Raw genomic sequence first — 17,433 nt, 5'->3', positions numbered from 1 at the left:
TTATTTTTCACTTTCAATACTCAAAATTAAATCACGAAGTGAAGCTGCCTTTTCAAAATTTAAATCTTTAGCTGCTTGTAACATTTCAACTCTTAAATCAGCAATTATCTTTGTTTTAGCAGCTATTTTTGTTTTACCTTTACTTGAATTTAAAATTTTTAAATCAACATCTAATTCTCTAGTACTTACGATTTCACTCAACGGTTTTTTAACAGTAACTGGTACTATATTATGTTTTTTATTATAAGCAAGTTGAATTTCTCTTCTTCTTTGCGTTTCTTCAATTGCTTGTGTCATTGCCTCTGTCTTAATATCTCCATATAGTATAACATGACCATTAACATTTCGTGCTGCGCGACCAATAGTTTGGATTAATGATTTAGTATTACGTAAAAAACCAGATTTATCAGCATCCAAAATACAGATTAATGACACTTCTGGTACGTCTAATCCTTCACGTAATAAATTAATACCAACAATAACATCAAAAACACCTTTTCTTAAATCTAACAAAACTTTAGTACGTTCTAATGTTTTTAATTCATTATGAATATAAGCAACTTTAATTTTTTGTTCTTGTAAAAAATTTGATAATTCTTCTGCCATTCTAATTGTTAAAGTAGTAATAAATACTCTTTCATTATTTTTTGTTCGTAATTTTATTTGATTAATAATATCTTCCATTTGATTTTTAGTTGGTTTAATTTCAATTGTTGGATCTAATAAACCTGTGGGACGAATAATTTGTTGAACTGGTACATTAAAAGGCTCAACTTCATTTTTAATTAATGCTAATTCATAATCAGCAGGAGTTGCTGAAGTATAAATAACTTGCTTTAACTTATTAGAAAATTCATTAAAATTTAAAGGACGATTATCCAAAGCACTAGGTAAACGAAAGCCATATTTTACTAATGTTTCTTTTCTGCTACGATCAGTATTATACATTCCTCTAATTTGCGGTAATGTCATATGAGATTCATCAATAATTGTTAAAAAATCATCTGGAAAAAAATCAATTAAAGTATATGGTGCTGAACCCACTTCTCTATTTTCTAAATGACGAGAATAATTTTCAATACCACTACAAATACCAAATTCTTTTAAGGATTCTAGATCATGTTCTGTTCTTTGTTCTAATCTTTGCGCTTCTACTAACATATTATTTTTTCTTAGTTGTGCTAATGTTATTTTTAACTCTTCAGTAATTTTAATAATTGCCTGATCAACACGATTTTTACTAGTAATATAATTTTGCGCAGGAAAAATTGTAATAAAGGGAAAACGCTCTAAAACATTAGCACCTAATGTATCAATACGTGCTATTTCTTCAATTTCATCACCAAATAAACTAATTCTTAAATAAAATTGATCATTTCAAGATGGAGCTAACTTTATTAAATCACCTTTTGCACTAAAACTACCCGGTTCTAATGTAATATCATTACGTACATATCCATTTTTAATTAGTCTTAATAATAAATCTTTTCTATTAATTTTTTGTCCTTTTCTCAATTCAAAAAAGTTATCTTTATATGCTGTTGGTTCTTGTTCACCATAAATTGCTGCTACCGATGCCACAATAATAACATCTTTACTAATAGATAAACCATTTAAAGCACTTAATCTTAACATTTCAATTTCTTGATTTTGTTTAGAATTTTTATCAATATAAGTATCGGTTTTTGGTAAATATGCCTCAGGTTGATAAAAATCAAAATATGAGACAAAATATTCAACGCGATTTTCAGGAAAAAAAGTTTTCAATTCTCCATATAATTGCATAGCTAATGTTTTATTATGTACTAAAATTAAAGTTGGTTTTTGCACTTGCGCAATAACATTGGCCATTGTAAAAGTTTTACCCGTGCCAGTGGCTCCCAATAATACTTGGTATTTAATATTATTTTTAATAGCTACTACTAATTTACTAATTGCTTCGGGTTGATCACCTGTTGGTTTATAAGGTGCTTTTAATTTAAACATAACTTTATATTCCTTTAAAACTTCTATATACAATACCATATTATTTTAAATAAAATAATAATAAAACTTTTATATAATTAAAATTATTATAAAACAATATAAATACTATACTTATTTTTTGATTTTTATAAGTATAAAAAATTATAATAAATTTCTTAAAAAATTTAAAGTTTAGTATCAAATAAATCCAATGTTTAAAATTGAGTTATTATCTTTTATATTTTATTTTACTTAAAATATAGTAAAATTTTAGCCAGATAATTAAAATAATTTTTATATAAAGTAAAGAAACTAAATAAGGGGGGATGATTATGAAAAAACTATTAACAACAGTAAGTCTTTTAACATTTGCAACAACCACAGGAAACTTAAATTCTATTTTAAGCACCGAAATTAAAACTACAAATATTTTAAATAATGAACCAATAAAATATGATGGTGAAGATAAAATTATTACTAACTATGAATTTCAATATGAACTTGCTATATCGTATATATACATTAATAGTAGTACTTTAGATAGTTGATTTAAACTTTTTTCTTTAAATGACCTTGAAAAATTAAGAGAAAAAATATACTATGATACTTCATCTTTTCCTTATCAAGATAATGGATGAGAAAAGATTAGCATATATGAATTAACTGAAAAGTTAATAAATAATTTTTCGTCTTTAATTAATATACGTGGATATAATACGTATGGAATTATAGTAACTTATCATGAAGCACCTAAGGAATTATTTTTTTTAGCACCACAATTTTCACCAAATACTCACGATAAAAATATAATAGAAAAATATTATAAATTTTTATGACATGATACTTTAAAAATTGAAATAAGTCGATATGAATGACAAAAAATTTTAAATACTAATAAAAATAAAACTGAAATTTTTAATATTATTTCTAGATTTCCCGAATGAGATGCAAGTGGTTGAAAAGGTTATATTTCAAACGAAGATTTATATACTTTATCTGAAAAAATTATTGAGAATTTTAATCAATTAAAAACTAAATTCGAAAATAGTAATACAGGATGAAAAGTAGTCACTAACACCACTGGCTCATGAACAGAACTTGAACAAGAATAAAATATACTTACAAAAAAATAATGAAAAGAAAGAGAGAAAAAATATAATGTTTAAAAAATTTAAAGAAATTTTCAAAAAGAAAAAATGACATTGTGATTATTGTAAAGAAAATTATCCTCTACTTTGTCCAATCAAAGGATTAGAAAAAGATGGAGAAGATTTTGAAAAAAAACCAAAAGATTAATTTTATACTTTAAATAAAAATAGGCATTTGCCTATTTTTATTTTTGAGGCTTTTTAATAATCTGTGTATCTTTGTTTTACAAAGTTACTAATTTAGATTAATTCTGTCTTCAAATTTTATCATAAAATGAGCAATTGCTGTATTTCAATTTTGAATAGGCAATGTTCATTTTTTTGTTATATTTTCAATTGCCAAGTAAAATATTTTGAAAACTGCCATATCATTAGGAAAAACTTTTTTATTTCTGATGATTTTTCGTAATTGACTATTAACAGATTCAATAGCATTTGTAGTATAAATCACTCTTTTGATTTCTACTGGATAACTAATAAAAACCATTAAATTATCTCAATTTTTATATCAAGATTTAGTAATTTGAGGATATTGTTTATTTCATTTACTTTCAAACGATTCTAAAGCTTGCATTGCTTGTTCTTCACTACATGCACTATAAATTGGTTTTAAATCTGCAACTAGACCTTTTCGATGTTTGTATGAAACATATTTTAAACTATTTCTAATTTGATGAACAATGCATAATTGATGTTCTGTTTTAGGATAAACTGATTGTATTGCTTCTGACATGCCTGTTAAATTATCACTACAAGCAATAAGAATATCATTTAAGCCACGATTTTTCATTTCTGTGAAATTAGATAATCAAAACTTAGAACCTTCATTTTCACTAATTCATAATCCTAAAACATCTTTTTTGCCTTCTAAATCAACTCCTAATGCTATATAAACTGATTTGTTAATAATCCGTTTATCTTGTCGTACTTTAACTACTATACAATCAAAATAAACAATAGGATAAATACTTTCTAATGGTCGATTTTGTCATGCTTTAACATCATCAATAACATCATCAGTAATTTGACTAATAACACTTTCACTAATATCAGCACCATGATATAACTCTTGCAACTGCATTCTAATGTCAGATAATGTCATTCCTTTTGCATACAAGGAAAGAACTTGTTGATCAAAACCATCAAATCTTCTTTGCCTTTTAGGAACTATTACAGGAGTAAAATTACTATTGCGATCTCTTGGTACATCAATTTCAATTTTACCTTGTTGAGTTATTAATTTTTTTGAACTTGTACCATTACGAGCATTTTCAGTAGTACTATGTTGATTTTTTTCATATCCTAAATAATTTTGCATTTCAGAATTCAACATTTTTTCAACTAATCTTTTTGTTAATTCTTTATATAAACCGCCAGGTTTAAAAACTGTTGTTAAATCTTCAGTATTTTCTAGTAATAAATCTACTGCTTTTGATATTGGATCATTATTATTAAAGTTATCTTTTTTAGCCATCTGTAACTCACTCTTTCTAGTCATTTAATTATATTTACTAGAATTAATTAAACATAGTTATTTTTGTAAGTTACACAGATTACTAAACATTTCCTTTCTGTTAATTAACAGAAAACTTATTTTCATATTCCAAATGTAAAATAATTATTTTATTATTGAGGTAATTTTATATCTTCATAAATGGGAAATTTATTTAAAAGTATATCAACTTTTTTTCTTAATTCATGTAAACCATCATCATTAATACCCTTAGGTAATTTTCAAGCACTAATAATAATCTTTCCTAATTCAATAAACTGCTCTTCTTTAAAACCTCTCGTTGTCATTGCTGGACTACCAAAACGAACACCACTAGTAATAACAGCTGGTAAAGGATCAAAGGGAACACAATTCTTATTAGCAACAATATTAATCTTTTCTAAAATATCAACAGCTTCTTTACCATTTAAACCGTTAATATTAGTAACATTAACAGTTAATAAATGATTATCAGTTCCACCCGCCACTACATGAAATTTTGCATCAAGAAAAGTTTTTGCTAATGCTTGCGCATTTTTAATTACTTGCATTTGATAAGTTTTAAATTCTGGTGTTAATGCTTCATAAAAAGCTTGTGCTTTTGCTGCAATAATATGTTCCAATGGTCCACCTTGATTACCAGGAAATACCGCACTATCAATTTTCTTTTTTAATTCTTCAGTGCAAAGAATAGCACCACCACGTGGTCCTCTTAATGTTTTATGAGTTGTTGTTGTTGTAATATCAGCATAACAAATAGGATTTTGATGTAATCCAGCAGCAATTAATCCAGCAATATGCGCCATATCAACCATTAAATATGCTCCAACAGTATCAGCAATTTTACGAAACTTTGATCAATCAATAAGTCTTGAATAAGCACTAGCTCCTGCTACAATAATTTTTGGTTTACATTCTTTAGCAATTTTTAAAATTTCATCATAATCTAAATATTCATCCTTTTTACTTACACCATAATTAACACCGTGATAAATTTTACCAGAAAAATTAATTTTATAACCATGAGTTAAATGACCACCGGCATCAAGTTCCATACCAAGAATAGTATCACCTGGACGTAATATAGCAGCATATGCTTCAGCATTAGCTTGACTACCAGAATGAGGTTGTACATTAGCATGAAAATTACCTTTTTTACATTGACCTGGTTTATGACTACAATTAAATAATTGTTTAAAACGCTCTATTGCCAAATTTTCAATTTTATCAACATTTTCGCAACCATTATAATATCTTCTGCCCGGATAACCTTCTGCATACTTATTAGTTAATATTGTTCCAGCGAGTGTAAGTACAGCTGGTGATACATAGTTTTCTGAAGCTATTAATTCAATATGATTTTGTTGACGTTGTCATTCATCTTTCACAATTTTTTTTAATTCTGGGTCAAGACCTTTATTAAAAGATTTATCCATTTTTAAACATCCTCTCTTTAATAATTTAATAGTAAAATTATTTTAGTTTTGCAACTCTTAATTGATGTCTTTTTTCATCACTTGTTTTAGTATTTAAAAATAATTTCACAAGTTCTACTGCTTTATAATCAGAAATAATTCTAGCACCTAGTGCTAAAACATTAGCGTCATTATGAAGTCTTGCCAATCTTACTGTTTCTTCCTCATAGCAAAGAGCACAACGAACACCATTAATACGATTGGTAGCAATGCTAATACCAATACCAGTACCACAAATTACAATACCAAAATCTGCTTTTTTACTAACAATAGCATTTGCAACATTAAAACCAAAATTAGGATAATCAACAGGTTCACTGCTATTTGTTCCTAAATCTAAAATTTGATAGCCTTCTGTATGTAAAAATTTAATAATTGGTTGTTTAAATTCATAAGCGGTATGATCATTACCAATAGCAATTACTAAACCATTAGTTTTCAACTTTATCACTTCCTTAGTTTAAATATTAGTTTTATTATACCTATTAATTTTAAAATTAATATATTTTCTTTTTAAAATAATTTTTATTACAAAAAGAAAAATATTTTTTTCCTATAATAATCAATTTTAATCATTATTGCTATTAATAAATATGTTAAAATACTGTTAAAAGAAAGGTGAGATTCTTATTATGAAAATTAAAAAAATGATCGGAAATAAGTATGCATTAATTATTGAAAAAGATGAAATGATTATTAAAACTTTAGAGCAATTTGCTATTAAAGAAAACATAGGAATGGCACAATTCCAAATGATTGGTGCTATTACTAATGTCACTTTAGGCTACATTCCTAAAAAAAGTACTGATTATGTAAAAAAAACTTTTCTTGAACAATATGAATTGTTATCAACAATTGGAACAATCATTTGAGATGAAAAAGATAGAAATAAACCAATTATTCATTGTCATACTACTTTTGGTGATGATAATTTTAACGTAATTGGTGGTCATATGTTAGACGCGAAAGTTGCTATTAAGGCCGAAGTAATAATTGATATTTTAAGTAATGAAAAAATATCACAAGTTATTGATAATAAAAGTAATTTTCATATTTGAAATTTATCTTAATTTAAGATTTTCCTAATGAACCAAATTCTGTTAATAATTCTTTAGCTTTAAGTTTAATTGCTTCCATTCCTGGCTTAAAAATTTTTCTAGGATCAAACCCTTTATCTTCATTAAGTTTTCCTTCCGTAACATATTTTTCAATAGCTGCGGCGAATACTTCTTGTAATTCAGTATTAACATTAATTTTACTAATTCCTAAATTAATAGCTTTTTTAACCTGATCTTTTGGAATTCCAGAACCACCATGTAATACCATTGGCTTATTTGAAGCTACTGATAAATTTTTTAACACATCAAAATTTAAACCATCTCAATTTTTAGGATACTTTCCATGAATATTATTTATTCCGGCTGCTAAAAAGTCAATTCCTAAAGCTGCTAATGATTTACAATCTTCCTCACTAGCAATCTCACCACTACCAATAACTCCATCTTCTTCACCACCAATAGTACCTGCTTCTGCTTCAACAGATGCATTTTTTTTCTTAGCATAAGTAACTACTTCTTTGGTACCTTTTATATTTTCATTAAAATCTAAATGAGAACCATCAAACATAACTGAACTAAAACCAGCATCTAATGCTTTCTTACAAGAATCTATTGATTGACCATGATCTAAATGTAATGCCACTGGAATAGTAATATTTAAATCATTCAATAACGCTAAAGTCATACTAACAACTGTGTTAAATCCACCCATGTATTTAATAGCACCTTCTGAAACACCTAAAATAACAGATGATTTAGTTTCTTGTGCAACTTCAAGAATAGATCTTGTTCATTCTAAATTATTAATATTAAAGTGAGCAACGGCATATTTACCTGCTTTTGCTTTATCAATCATATTTTTTGCACTAACAAATTTATTCATTTCTTTTCCTTCTTTCTTAAAATATTATAACCTTATATTATATATTTTCATAAAAAATCTAGTTGCATATATATTTTGAGAATATACAATTCATAAAAATTATAACAATTTTAAAATTAAATTTTCTTACTTAATCATTATTTTTTAATAATACTTTTAATTAATCCTAAAAATAAAGGATTTGGTTTATTAATTCTTGATGTGAATTCAGGATGAAACTGACTTGCAATAAAGAATGGATGTACTTCTTTTGGCAACTCAATCACTTCTACCAAATCTTCTTTATTATATATACCACTAAAAATTAATCCATTTTTTGCAAGTAATGTTTTATAACTATTATTAAATTCATAACGATGACGATGACGTTCAATAATAATAGTTTGTTTATAAAGAGATTTTGCTAATGAATCATTAATTAAAGTGGTTGGATAATTACCCAATCTTAAAGTTCCCCCAATTTGATCATTTTTATTTTTACCACGTAATAAATCAAAAATAGGATTTTTAGTTTTTTCATTAAATTCAGTAGAATTAGCATCTTGTAAATTACATACATTACGAGCATATTCAATACAAGCTAACTGCATACCTAAACATAATCCCAAGAAAGGAACTTTATTAACTCGAGTATAATTAATTGCATTGATTTTGCCTTCAACACCACGATTACCAAAGCCACCAGGAACAATTATTGCTTGGAAAGGGGAAAGCATAGAATTAATGTTTTTACTATCTAAACTTTCGGCGTTAATAATTTTATAATTAACTTTAGTATTAAGACTATAACCTGCAATTTTCAATGATTCAATTACTGATAAGTAAGCATCACTTAAATTCGAATACTTTGCCACAATACCAACAGTAACTTCTTGATTAATATTATCTAACTTTTTAACAATTGCATGTCATTCTGACATATCTGGTTTAGTTTTATTTAACTTTAATAATTCTGAAACTACTTCATCAATTTTTTGTTGTTCTAAAGATAATGGCACTTTATAAATATTATCACAATCAGGAATTGCTAAAACATGACTGCGTTTAATATTACAAAATAAAGATAATTTATCAAAAATATGATCAGGTGGCATAGTTTCACTACGACAAACCAAAATATCAGGTTGAATACCTAATGATAATATTTCTTTTACTGAATGTTGACTGGGTTTCGTTTTAAATTCACCAACCGAATGTAAATAAGGAATTAATGTAGTGTGAATAACAATAACATTTTCATGACCTTTTTCGTTTTTAACTTGTCTAATGGCTTCAATAAAAGCTAATGATTCAATATCACCAACTGTTCCACCAATTTCGGTAATAATAACATCAGCCTTACTATTAATTGCGGAATTAAAAATATGTTTTTTAATTTCATCAGTAACATGAGGTACAACTTGTACAGTTTTCCCTTCATAAAAACCATCACGTTCCTTTTTTAAAACAGTTTGGTATACTTTTCCGGCAGTAATATTGGAATCTCTAGTCAGATTTTCATCAATAAAACGTTCATAATGACCTAAATCTAAATCAGTTTCAGCACCATCACTAGTTACATATACTTCACCGTGTTGATAAGGACTCATAGTACCTGGGTCAACATTAATATAAGGGTCAAATTTTTGCATAAAAATCTTAATATTTTTTTGCTTTAATATACGCCCAAGCGATGCTGCTGTAATTCCTTTACCTAAAGATGATACAACACCACCAGTAATAAATATATACTTTGAATTCATTAGTTTTCTCCTAAATATTAATTAATAATATCATTATTATTCATCATCATAACTATCTTCTAATGGTTTAATACTAATGGTATCTAAATCATCATCTTCATCTTCTACGTCTTCACTTAAATCTATAGTTTCATCATTATCTGTAACTGTTTCAGTACTATCAATTTCGTCTTTTGTATTACTTGGAATTTCTACTCTTGTCATATGTTCTTTAATTTCCTCTAATGAGACTTCATTACGTGGATATCAAAGTTTATCATTTTTTAAGAAAAAATTGGTATTTAAAATAATTCCAGTATAAAGTTCACCAGCAATTTTTTCTTCATCTTCTTTAGAAATATTACATTGTTTTTTAACATGTGTTCAAATTTCATTAAAACTGCTTTTTTTCTTTTTGCATAAAAAACTATATGCTACTTCTACTAATGTTTGTTTGTTTTGCATTTCTTAATCACCTTCTAAATTGTATATTATAAATAATAAAAAATATATTTTTTACATCTTTTTAGGCGCATCCACACCAATTAAATTTAAAGCATTGGCCATTATTTGTTTTATTGCTAAAACTAATGTTAATCGTTGAATTGTTAATTGTTGATCTTCACTAATAACTTTATGTTTATTATAATAAGAATGAAATAACTTAGCTAATTTCTGAATATAATTTGTAAGTAAATGCGGTTGATGCTGTTTTTCAATTTTTTGCAAAATAATTATATATTCATCTAATGTAATCAATAATTCTTTTTCCTTTTGTTCTGTTAATAAATTAATACTATTTGCAATTTCAAATTTTGGATAATTCTCTATAATTTGATTTATACGTGCATGAACATATTGTGCATAATAAACAGGATTTTCGTTAGATTGTTGTTTAGCAAGTGCTAAATCAATATCAAGATGTGATTCAACTGATCTTGATACTAAAAAATAACGTAAAGCATCCTTTCCAATTAAATCTATCATATGTCTTAAAGTTATTGATGTTCCTGCTCTTTTTGACATTTTTTGTTCTTTGCCATTATCAATAACCTTTACCATTTGCATACATAAAATATCAAGTTTAGTGGCATCATTATTAAGCATATATAATCCTGCTTTAATTCGTGGAATATAGCCATAATGATCTGCTCCTCAAATATTAATTAACACATCACTACGTTGAAATTTAATATGATGATAAGCTAAGTCAGGAAGCATATATGTATAAGTTTTGTCTTTCTTAACAATTACACGATCTTTATCATCTTCAAATAAAGTAGTTTTTAAAAAAATAGCACCATCAAGTTGATAAGTATTGCCTTGCATTTCAAATTGTTTGATTAAATTAGAAATAATATTTTCTTTATATAAAAATGATTCAGAAAATCAAATATTAATTTTAACTTTAAATTTTTTTAAATCTTTTTTAATTTCTGAAAGCATATAATTAATACCAAATTCTTTAAAAATTAAAGAAGAGGTTTCATCAAAAGGTTTATTTGCAAATTTATTACCATTTAATTTCAAAAATGATTGTGCAGCAGTTAAAATTTCAGAACCACGATAACTTTCTTTTGGTAATTCAACAGCATTGCCACAAAGATTTTGATAATTTATGAAAATTGAATTGGCCAAAACATTAATTTGATTACCAGCATCATTAATATAGTATTCTCTAACTATATTATATCCTCTATGTTCTAATATATTAGCTAAACTATCACCAATAGCCGCATTTCTTGCATGTCCTAAATGTAAAAGTCCGGTTGGATTGGCACTAATAAATTCAATATTATAAGTAATATTTTTTTTATTAGATTGACCATATAATGATTTCTCATTAATAATTTTCATTAATAACAAACTAAATACTTCAACATTAATATTAATATTAATAAAACCAGGGGTAATATAATCAATTTTTTTAATTAATGGGTGTTTCTGATGAATATTTTTAACTATAATTTCAGCAATGTCTAATGGTTTTTGTTTATATTTTTTTGCTAATATCATTGCTATTGATGTAGAATAATCACCTAAGTCATTATTTTTATTAATTTCAATAATAACTTGATTCAATTCTATTTCATAATTTGCAAATGCTACTGCATCAAGAATAATAGTAGTGAGTTCATTAATAACATAACTGTCCACAGTTCAGACCCCTTTCAATATCTAAAATATTATACTCATAAATTTAATTTATATCATATAAAAAAATAAAAATAAATACTTTTTTATAAAAGTTGCTCAATTGTATCATTAACATACTGTATAAATCCAATTCTGATTAAAAATTCCAAAATAGCAACATCATTGTAATTTAAATCAATTAATTCTTGATAGTTACCAAAAATTTGATTATCCAGTACATTTCTTAATTTATCATTAATTTTTTTTGGATCATCTTCGATCTTAATTCCTGAAACTTTAACTAATTCTAAATCAATTTTTTTTTGCATTTTAACTTTAGTATTATCATCTTTATATAATTCTATTAATTTTAAATATAATTCTTGTAATAAACTTAAAGCCTTGACAAAATTACTTAGTAATTCTTGTTCATTAATTATATACGAATTTAAATTATGAAAATAATTATGATTTATCTCAGCTTCATATCTTGCTGCTTGACCACCAGGATTAATTTGTTCAAAATAACGCAAACGTTCTCTTAAATTTAATAATATTTTACTCATTTCCTCACTTTCAACTCTTGTAGTACTAATTAATTTAATCAATCGTATTAAATTATGAAAATTAAATTTTTTCTTACTAGCTGAAGGTTCAACTTGAATATATTTTCTTAAACAATGCTTTAGTTTTAATTCTAACGATTGATATACTGAAAAAAGAGTAATATGAAAATTATCATATCCAATCCCTTTTTTAATATTTAAAATAGCGTTAACTGCATACATATTAGCGCGATCATTATCATTACCCAAAACATTAGTTAAATGCAAAGTTCTTGGAAACTTATTAATCATTGTAAGTAATGTTTCTTTAAATTTAATTTTTAACGTATTATCTTTAAATTTAATTTGATTTATTTTAACTGATTTTAAATCATTATATTCATTACCTATTATAAGGTAGGCAAAAATAGAAAAATAAACTATTACTTTTTCTTTAAAATTTATTCAAGTAAAATTTAAAGTTTTAATAGCATTTTCAATTTTTTCTTTATTAATTAATACGCCCAATATCACTATTACTTCTTGCGTTGCTAAGTGATACTCATGTGAATTTAAGTAAAAATCTCCTGGCGTTAAATCTAAAATATTTGGATACTCAAAAACTTTATTAATTGATTTTAAAATTTTCATAATTACCTCATTTTATAACAGTTTTAAATTTCTATTTCTTTTTTAAAAAATAAATTGTATTTGGTGCTTTAATTGGATCTTGCAAAATTTGTGAGATTTTTTCTAAAGTAATATACTCTTCGTTTTTTGTTTTAATAATAATTGGATCTTTTTTAAAATAATAAAGTACATTTTTTAAATCTTGTTTAACCCCAATAACATTAGTGTTATTTTGACTTGTTAATAACAACAATTCATTTTCTCAGTTAAAACAAAATAAAATTACTTTTGATATTTTTACTAACTCATTATCGTTTTCAAAATTAATAATATCTTGCATTAACTTAATTAAAGTAGCATCTGTTCAATTTAAATATGTTTGTATTTCAACGCTTTTTCCCTCAAAAATAGCAATAAAATCATGAATATTGACTTTAAATGAATAAGCTTTATCAAAATATAATTCAGTTATTCTTGAAAATAATTTTTGTAAATTAAGATCAAAAAGAATTCCACTTTTATGATAATAAACTTGAGAATACATATGGAACCTTGTGATTAAATAATTTTCAATAGCAGAAATTGCCTTGTATGAAAAAACTAAACCCTCTTTAATATCAATTATCATATTTGTAATAATTCAATCAATATCAATACTTCCATAACCAACTCCTGTAAAATATCCATCACGCATTAAATAATCAATACGATCACAATCTAATTGCGATGATACCAATTGAATTTGATATTTAGGATAATTTTTATAATCCTTCTTAAGGATACCAATAATAGCATTAATATTAATATTAAATTGTTTTAAAATCATGTTAATTTCAGTATTATTATCATTAATAATAGCACAAGTATAATCTTCATGAGTAAAATTTTCTTTTTTATTAACATTAAGGTTTATGATTTTTTCAAAAGTGTGTGAAAAAGGACCGTGTCCTAAATCATGTAATAAACCAGCAATTTTAATGTTTATTTTTTCCTCTTTAGTTAATAAAGAAGAACCTTCAACTTCACTAAGAACACGATTTAATATATGATAAACACCGATACTATGAACATATCTAGTATGAGTTGCATTAGGAAAAGCAATTTGGACACCACCAAGTTGATTAATTCATCTTAATCTTTGAAATTCTTTACAAGATATTAACGCCTGAATAACGAGTTCGCTGATATTAATATTTTTGTGTATAGCGTCACGAATAAAAGTTACTTTATAATTATTGCTTGACATAAATTTTAACCTCTCATTAATATCTTATAAATTTTAGGTATTATTAATTTTTTATTTTAATAGTAACATAATATAAAATTTTTCTTCTATTTTAATAATTATTTTGAGTAAAAAGAACAATTTTATAATTTTTATTTATAACAAAAGTAAATATTATATTTTCTATATAAGTAATAATAATTATTTTTCTTTAATATTTAAAATTTAATTTCACATTATTAATAATGGTATCATAACCTAATAGTTTAATGGTGCTAACTAAATCAGGTCCATGCATTTGTCCTGTCGTAATAATTCTAATTGGCATAAATAATAATTTGCCGTTAACATTAGTTTCTTTTTTAACTTCATTAATAATGTTTTTAATATTATCACTAGTTCAATTTTTACAATCAATAATCTTTTTAATAAATGTTGTACAAACTAAGTTACATTCATTATCATTCAAAAAAGTCTTTGCTTCTATATCTACCTTAAAATTATTTTTAAAAAATAAACTTACCAATTCATTAATTTGACTACCATATTCTAACTGTGATTGATAAATTAATAATACTTCTTTTCATCATTCAATAGTTTTGCTATTTCAATTATATTTTTCTTTAATAAAAGGTGTTACTAAAGCTAAGTATTGTTCAACATTTAATCTTTTAATATAATAATTATTCATTCACACTAATTTTTCTGGATCAAACATGCTTGGTGCTTTACTTAAATATTTTGGGGTAAATAATTTAATTAATTGTTCTTTAGTATAAATTTCTTTTTCTTCATGCGAACTTCATCCTAATAAAGCAATAAAATTAAAAATTGCTTCTGGTAAATATCCTTCTTTACGATATTGATGAATAAATTGGATAATGCTACCATCACGTTTTGATAATTTTTTACGTTTATTATTAACAATTAATGTTAAGTGGGCAAAAATTGGCATTTTCCAATTAAAATACTCATAAATAACTAATTGTTTTGGTGTATTTGACAAATGTTCTTCACCACGAAAAACATGACTTATTTCCATTAAATGATCATCAATAACAACAGCGAAATTATAAGTGGCCACTCCATTTGATTTAATAATAATATAATCTCCTAAATCTACTGAATTAAATTCAACATTACCACGAACTAAATCTTTAATTTTATAACTTTTATTAGTGGGAATTTTAACTCTAATAGCATATGAAATTTTATTTTGTAAATTTTCTTCAATTACAGACTGCTCTAATTTTGAACATGTTCCATCATACTGGAAAGCTAAAATATTTTTATCTGCTTGTTTCTTACGCATTTCTTCTAGATATTGAGGTGTACAAAAACAATAATATGCTTTTTTTTCTTTTATTAGTATTAATGCATGTTGAATATATATATTTAAACGTTCAGTTTGTTTATAAGGACCATATTTACCTGGTAAATCAATAGTTTCATCAGGAATTATTCCCATTCAACGTAAATTATCTAATTGTGAACTAATTCCATCTTCAATATTGCGTTCTAAATCAGTATCTTCAATTCTAACTATAAAATCTCCTTTGTTATTTTTTGCAAATAAATAATTAAATAATGCTGTTCTAGCACCACCAATATGTAAATACCCAGTAGGACTAGGTGCATATCGTACACGAATTTTCATATTTTCACCATCTTTATTAAATTTAAGATTTTTTAATCTTACTAACTTTTTTTTCTACTTTATTAGTCTTTTTTTTAGAATTTAATTTTTTTTTATTATTTTTAGAGGATTTCATTATTTTTTTACGATTAGTTTTAGATTGTAATTTTTCATTTACTTCTTCATCAAGAAAAATTGTAATAGTCTGTGTATCATTTGGATCAAATTCATTAGAACTTGGTAATGGTTGTTTTAATTCTGGTTCAAATTCAATTGCTTGTTCAATACGTTGACGATAAAAGTGATATGTTTGAACATTAATTAAATTTAATTTAAGTAATAAAATAACTGCTGCAACAAGTAATGCAAAATAAAAACCAAAAATTGATCAAACAATTGTTGAAGAAACTCAATTTCGATAATAAAAACTTGGTGTTTCAATTGTTCCACCCCTATTAGGTATTATTTGTGCACTATCATTACTTCATTCACAATAAAGCAATTGACCAGAAAAACTTATTAAAAATCCAACAACAAAAATTATAAAGTTTACAACTAAAAATACAAATTTAAAACGAGGAGATTTTTCGAGAAAAACTCTTGCCGTAAAAATACAACTTATCAACCCAAAACTACTTACAATCAAACCTATTACTGGTAAATAATAAACTGCAGTATAACTTGAAGGATTAAAACTTGGTGAAGGTTCTGCAATTTGAAAACCATAATAATATAAATCTTTTAAAACTGTATTTTTTGACAAAGTAATTAAAAAAAATAATTCATAAATAATAAATGTGCTTAATAATAAATAAAAACTAATAAACCACCAATTACGAATTCTCATAAATCTGTCCCCCTTATTTAATATTCAAAGTTTTTTTACTAAATCCCTTTTCTTGTTTTTTAATTTTTTTTAATTCTTGTTTTCTAATTCGTCTTTGTTTTTTTTCCATACTTCTAGTAGTATAAATTTCATAATCTGAGTTCATAAATGTAAACTTTCTACGCATAATTCAAAAAAATAGTTGTGTAATCAAAATTAAAAAAAGACTAAAAATAATAAATATTCTTGCAATAATTGGATTAATTCAATGATAATTTTCATTATATAATATTCCAGATTGTGAAATATAAATTAATTGTACTTCTGAACTTAACATTACACTAAGAATTAATAATCAAAAAGTAGTATAAAACATTCTACTGCTATACTTTGAAGAGACAATACTTACTCTAGGAGCAAATATTAATAAAATCATACTTACAGTAATTGCAATTAAACAAACAATTGGTGCATAAAATAAATTCAAAATAGGATAATTAAAATCAGTAAGTACATTATATAATTTATATTTTGATACATTAATAGCAGCAAATAATGAAAAAATAAAAACTGATAAAAAAAGAACTATTGATATTGTCAAATAAACAAAATATGCATTTTTAGTTTTTTGTTCATATGGAATAAAACATGTTTCTTTGTTTTTAAGATTATCTAAATCTTTAATTTTCATTA

16 protein-coding genes are annotated in these 17,433 nt (G+C 24.8%); 3 read left to right on the top strand and 13 right to left on the bottom strand.

Annotation, left to right across the window (positions count from 1 at the left end):
- Positions 1-1,986, bottom strand: a complete 1,986-nt coding sequence (gene uvrB / locus AACK89_RS06175; RefSeq protein WP_338978006.1) for an excinuclease ABC subunit UvrB — start codon at positions 1,984-1,986, stop codon at positions 1-3.
- A gap of 311 nt (positions 1,987-2,297) precedes the next feature.
- Here uvrB and AACK89_RS06170 point away from each other — a divergent pair, with 311 nt between their 5' ends.
- A complete protein-coding gene (locus AACK89_RS06170; protein WP_338978004.1) occupies positions 2,298-3,077 on the top strand; it encodes a hypothetical protein in 780 nt (259 codons plus the stop codon).
- 46 nt (positions 3,078-3,123) lie between these two features.
- The gene (locus tag AACK89_RS06165; RefSeq protein ID WP_252320481.1) at positions 3,124-3,261 is read left to right on the top strand and encodes a hypothetical protein; all 138 of its coding nucleotides are present in this window, start codon (positions 3,124-3,126) and stop codon (positions 3,259-3,261) included.
- An 87-nt stretch (positions 3,262-3,348) separates the two neighbouring features.
- Here the strand turns inward: AACK89_RS06165 and AACK89_RS06160 are convergent, their stop codons facing one another.
- The 3 genes from AACK89_RS06160 to rpiB form a co-directional block, all read right to left on the bottom strand.
- A complete protein-coding gene (locus AACK89_RS06160; RefSeq protein WP_281749630.1) occupies positions 3,349-4,587 on the bottom strand; it encodes an IS256 family transposase in 1,239 nt (412 codons plus the stop codon).
- A gap of 152 nt (positions 4,588-4,739) precedes the next feature.
- Positions 4,740-6,041 carry a serine hydroxymethyltransferase gene (glyA, locus tag AACK89_RS06155; protein WP_338978001.1) on the bottom strand — a complete coding sequence of 434 codons (1,302 nt, stop codon included), beginning with the start codon at positions 6,039-6,041 and terminating at the stop codon, positions 4,740-4,742.
- A gap of 37 nt (positions 6,042-6,078) precedes the next feature.
- Complete coding sequence (rpiB, locus tag AACK89_RS06150) at positions 6,079-6,507, bottom strand: ribose 5-phosphate isomerase B (RefSeq protein ID WP_174480264.1); 429 nt, start codon at positions 6,505-6,507, stop codon at positions 6,079-6,081.
- A gap of 205 nt (positions 6,508-6,712) precedes the next feature.
- On the opposite strand from rpiB, the gene AACK89_RS06145 reads away from it, so the two are divergent.
- On the top strand, positions 6,713-7,150 hold the full coding sequence (locus tag AACK89_RS06145) for a PPC domain-containing DNA-binding protein (protein WP_338977998.1): 438 nt from the start codon (positions 6,713-6,715) through the stop codon (positions 7,148-7,150).
- Between the two features lies 1 nt (position 7,151).
- Here AACK89_RS06145 and fba read toward each other — a convergent pair whose 3' ends face one another.
- The 9 genes from fba to AACK89_RS06100 form a co-directional block, all read right to left on the bottom strand.
- Positions 7,152-8,021 (bottom strand): class II fructose-1,6-bisphosphate aldolase, encoded by an 870-nt coding sequence (fba, locus tag AACK89_RS06140; protein ID WP_281749064.1) that lies wholly within the window; start codon positions 8,019-8,021, stop codon positions 7,152-7,154.
- Between the two features lie 137 nt (positions 8,022-8,158).
- Positions 8,159-9,763, bottom strand: a complete 1,605-nt coding sequence (locus AACK89_RS06135) for a CTP synthase (RefSeq protein ID WP_338977993.1) — start codon at positions 9,761-9,763, stop codon at positions 8,159-8,161.
- 36 nt (positions 9,764-9,799) lie between these two features.
- A complete protein-coding gene (gene rpoE / locus AACK89_RS06130; RefSeq protein WP_338961844.1) occupies positions 9,800-10,207 on the bottom strand; it encodes a DNA-directed RNA polymerase subunit delta in 408 nt (135 codons plus the stop codon).
- Between the two features lie 51 nt (positions 10,208-10,258).
- Positions 10,259-11,899, bottom strand: a complete 1,641-nt coding sequence (gene argS, locus AACK89_RS06125; protein ID WP_338976069.1) for an arginine--tRNA ligase — start codon at positions 11,897-11,899, stop codon at positions 10,259-10,261.
- Between the two features lie 83 nt (positions 11,900-11,982).
- The gene (locus tag AACK89_RS06120) at positions 11,983-13,074 is read right to left on the bottom strand and encodes a hypothetical protein (RefSeq protein ID WP_252319787.1); all 1,092 of its coding nucleotides are present in this window, start codon (positions 13,072-13,074) and stop codon (positions 11,983-11,985) included.
- Between the two features lie 31 nt (positions 13,075-13,105).
- Complete coding sequence (locus AACK89_RS06115) at positions 13,106-14,299, bottom strand: HD domain-containing protein (protein WP_338977991.1); 1,194 nt, start codon at positions 14,297-14,299, stop codon at positions 13,106-13,108.
- Between the two features lie 190 nt (positions 14,300-14,489).
- Entirely contained in the window at positions 14,490-15,935 is a 1,446-nt protein-coding gene (gene gltX, locus AACK89_RS06110) for a glutamate--tRNA ligase (RefSeq protein ID WP_338977989.1), read from the bottom strand.
- A gap of 22 nt (positions 15,936-15,957) precedes the next feature.
- Positions 15,958-16,761, bottom strand: a complete 804-nt coding sequence (locus AACK89_RS06105; protein ID WP_338977988.1) for a hypothetical protein — start codon at positions 16,759-16,761, stop codon at positions 15,958-15,960.
- Positions 16,762-16,774: 13 nt separating this feature from the next.
- Positions 16,775-17,431 carry a hypothetical protein gene (locus AACK89_RS06100; RefSeq protein ID WP_338977987.1) on the bottom strand — a complete coding sequence of 219 codons (657 nt, stop codon included), beginning with the start codon at positions 17,429-17,431 and terminating at the stop codon, positions 16,775-16,777.
- Between the last annotated feature and the right edge of the window lie 2 nt (positions 17,432-17,433).

This window comes from Spiroplasma endosymbiont of Panzeria rudis (assembly GCF_964019705.1).
GTDB classification, from domain to species: Bacteria; Bacillota_I; Bacilli_A; order Mycoplasmatales; family VBWQ01; genus Spiroplasma_E; species Spiroplasma_E ixodetis_A.
The sequence above is the reverse complement of the archived record's forward strand: the minus strand, read 5'-3'. Positions and strand labels throughout refer to the sequence as shown.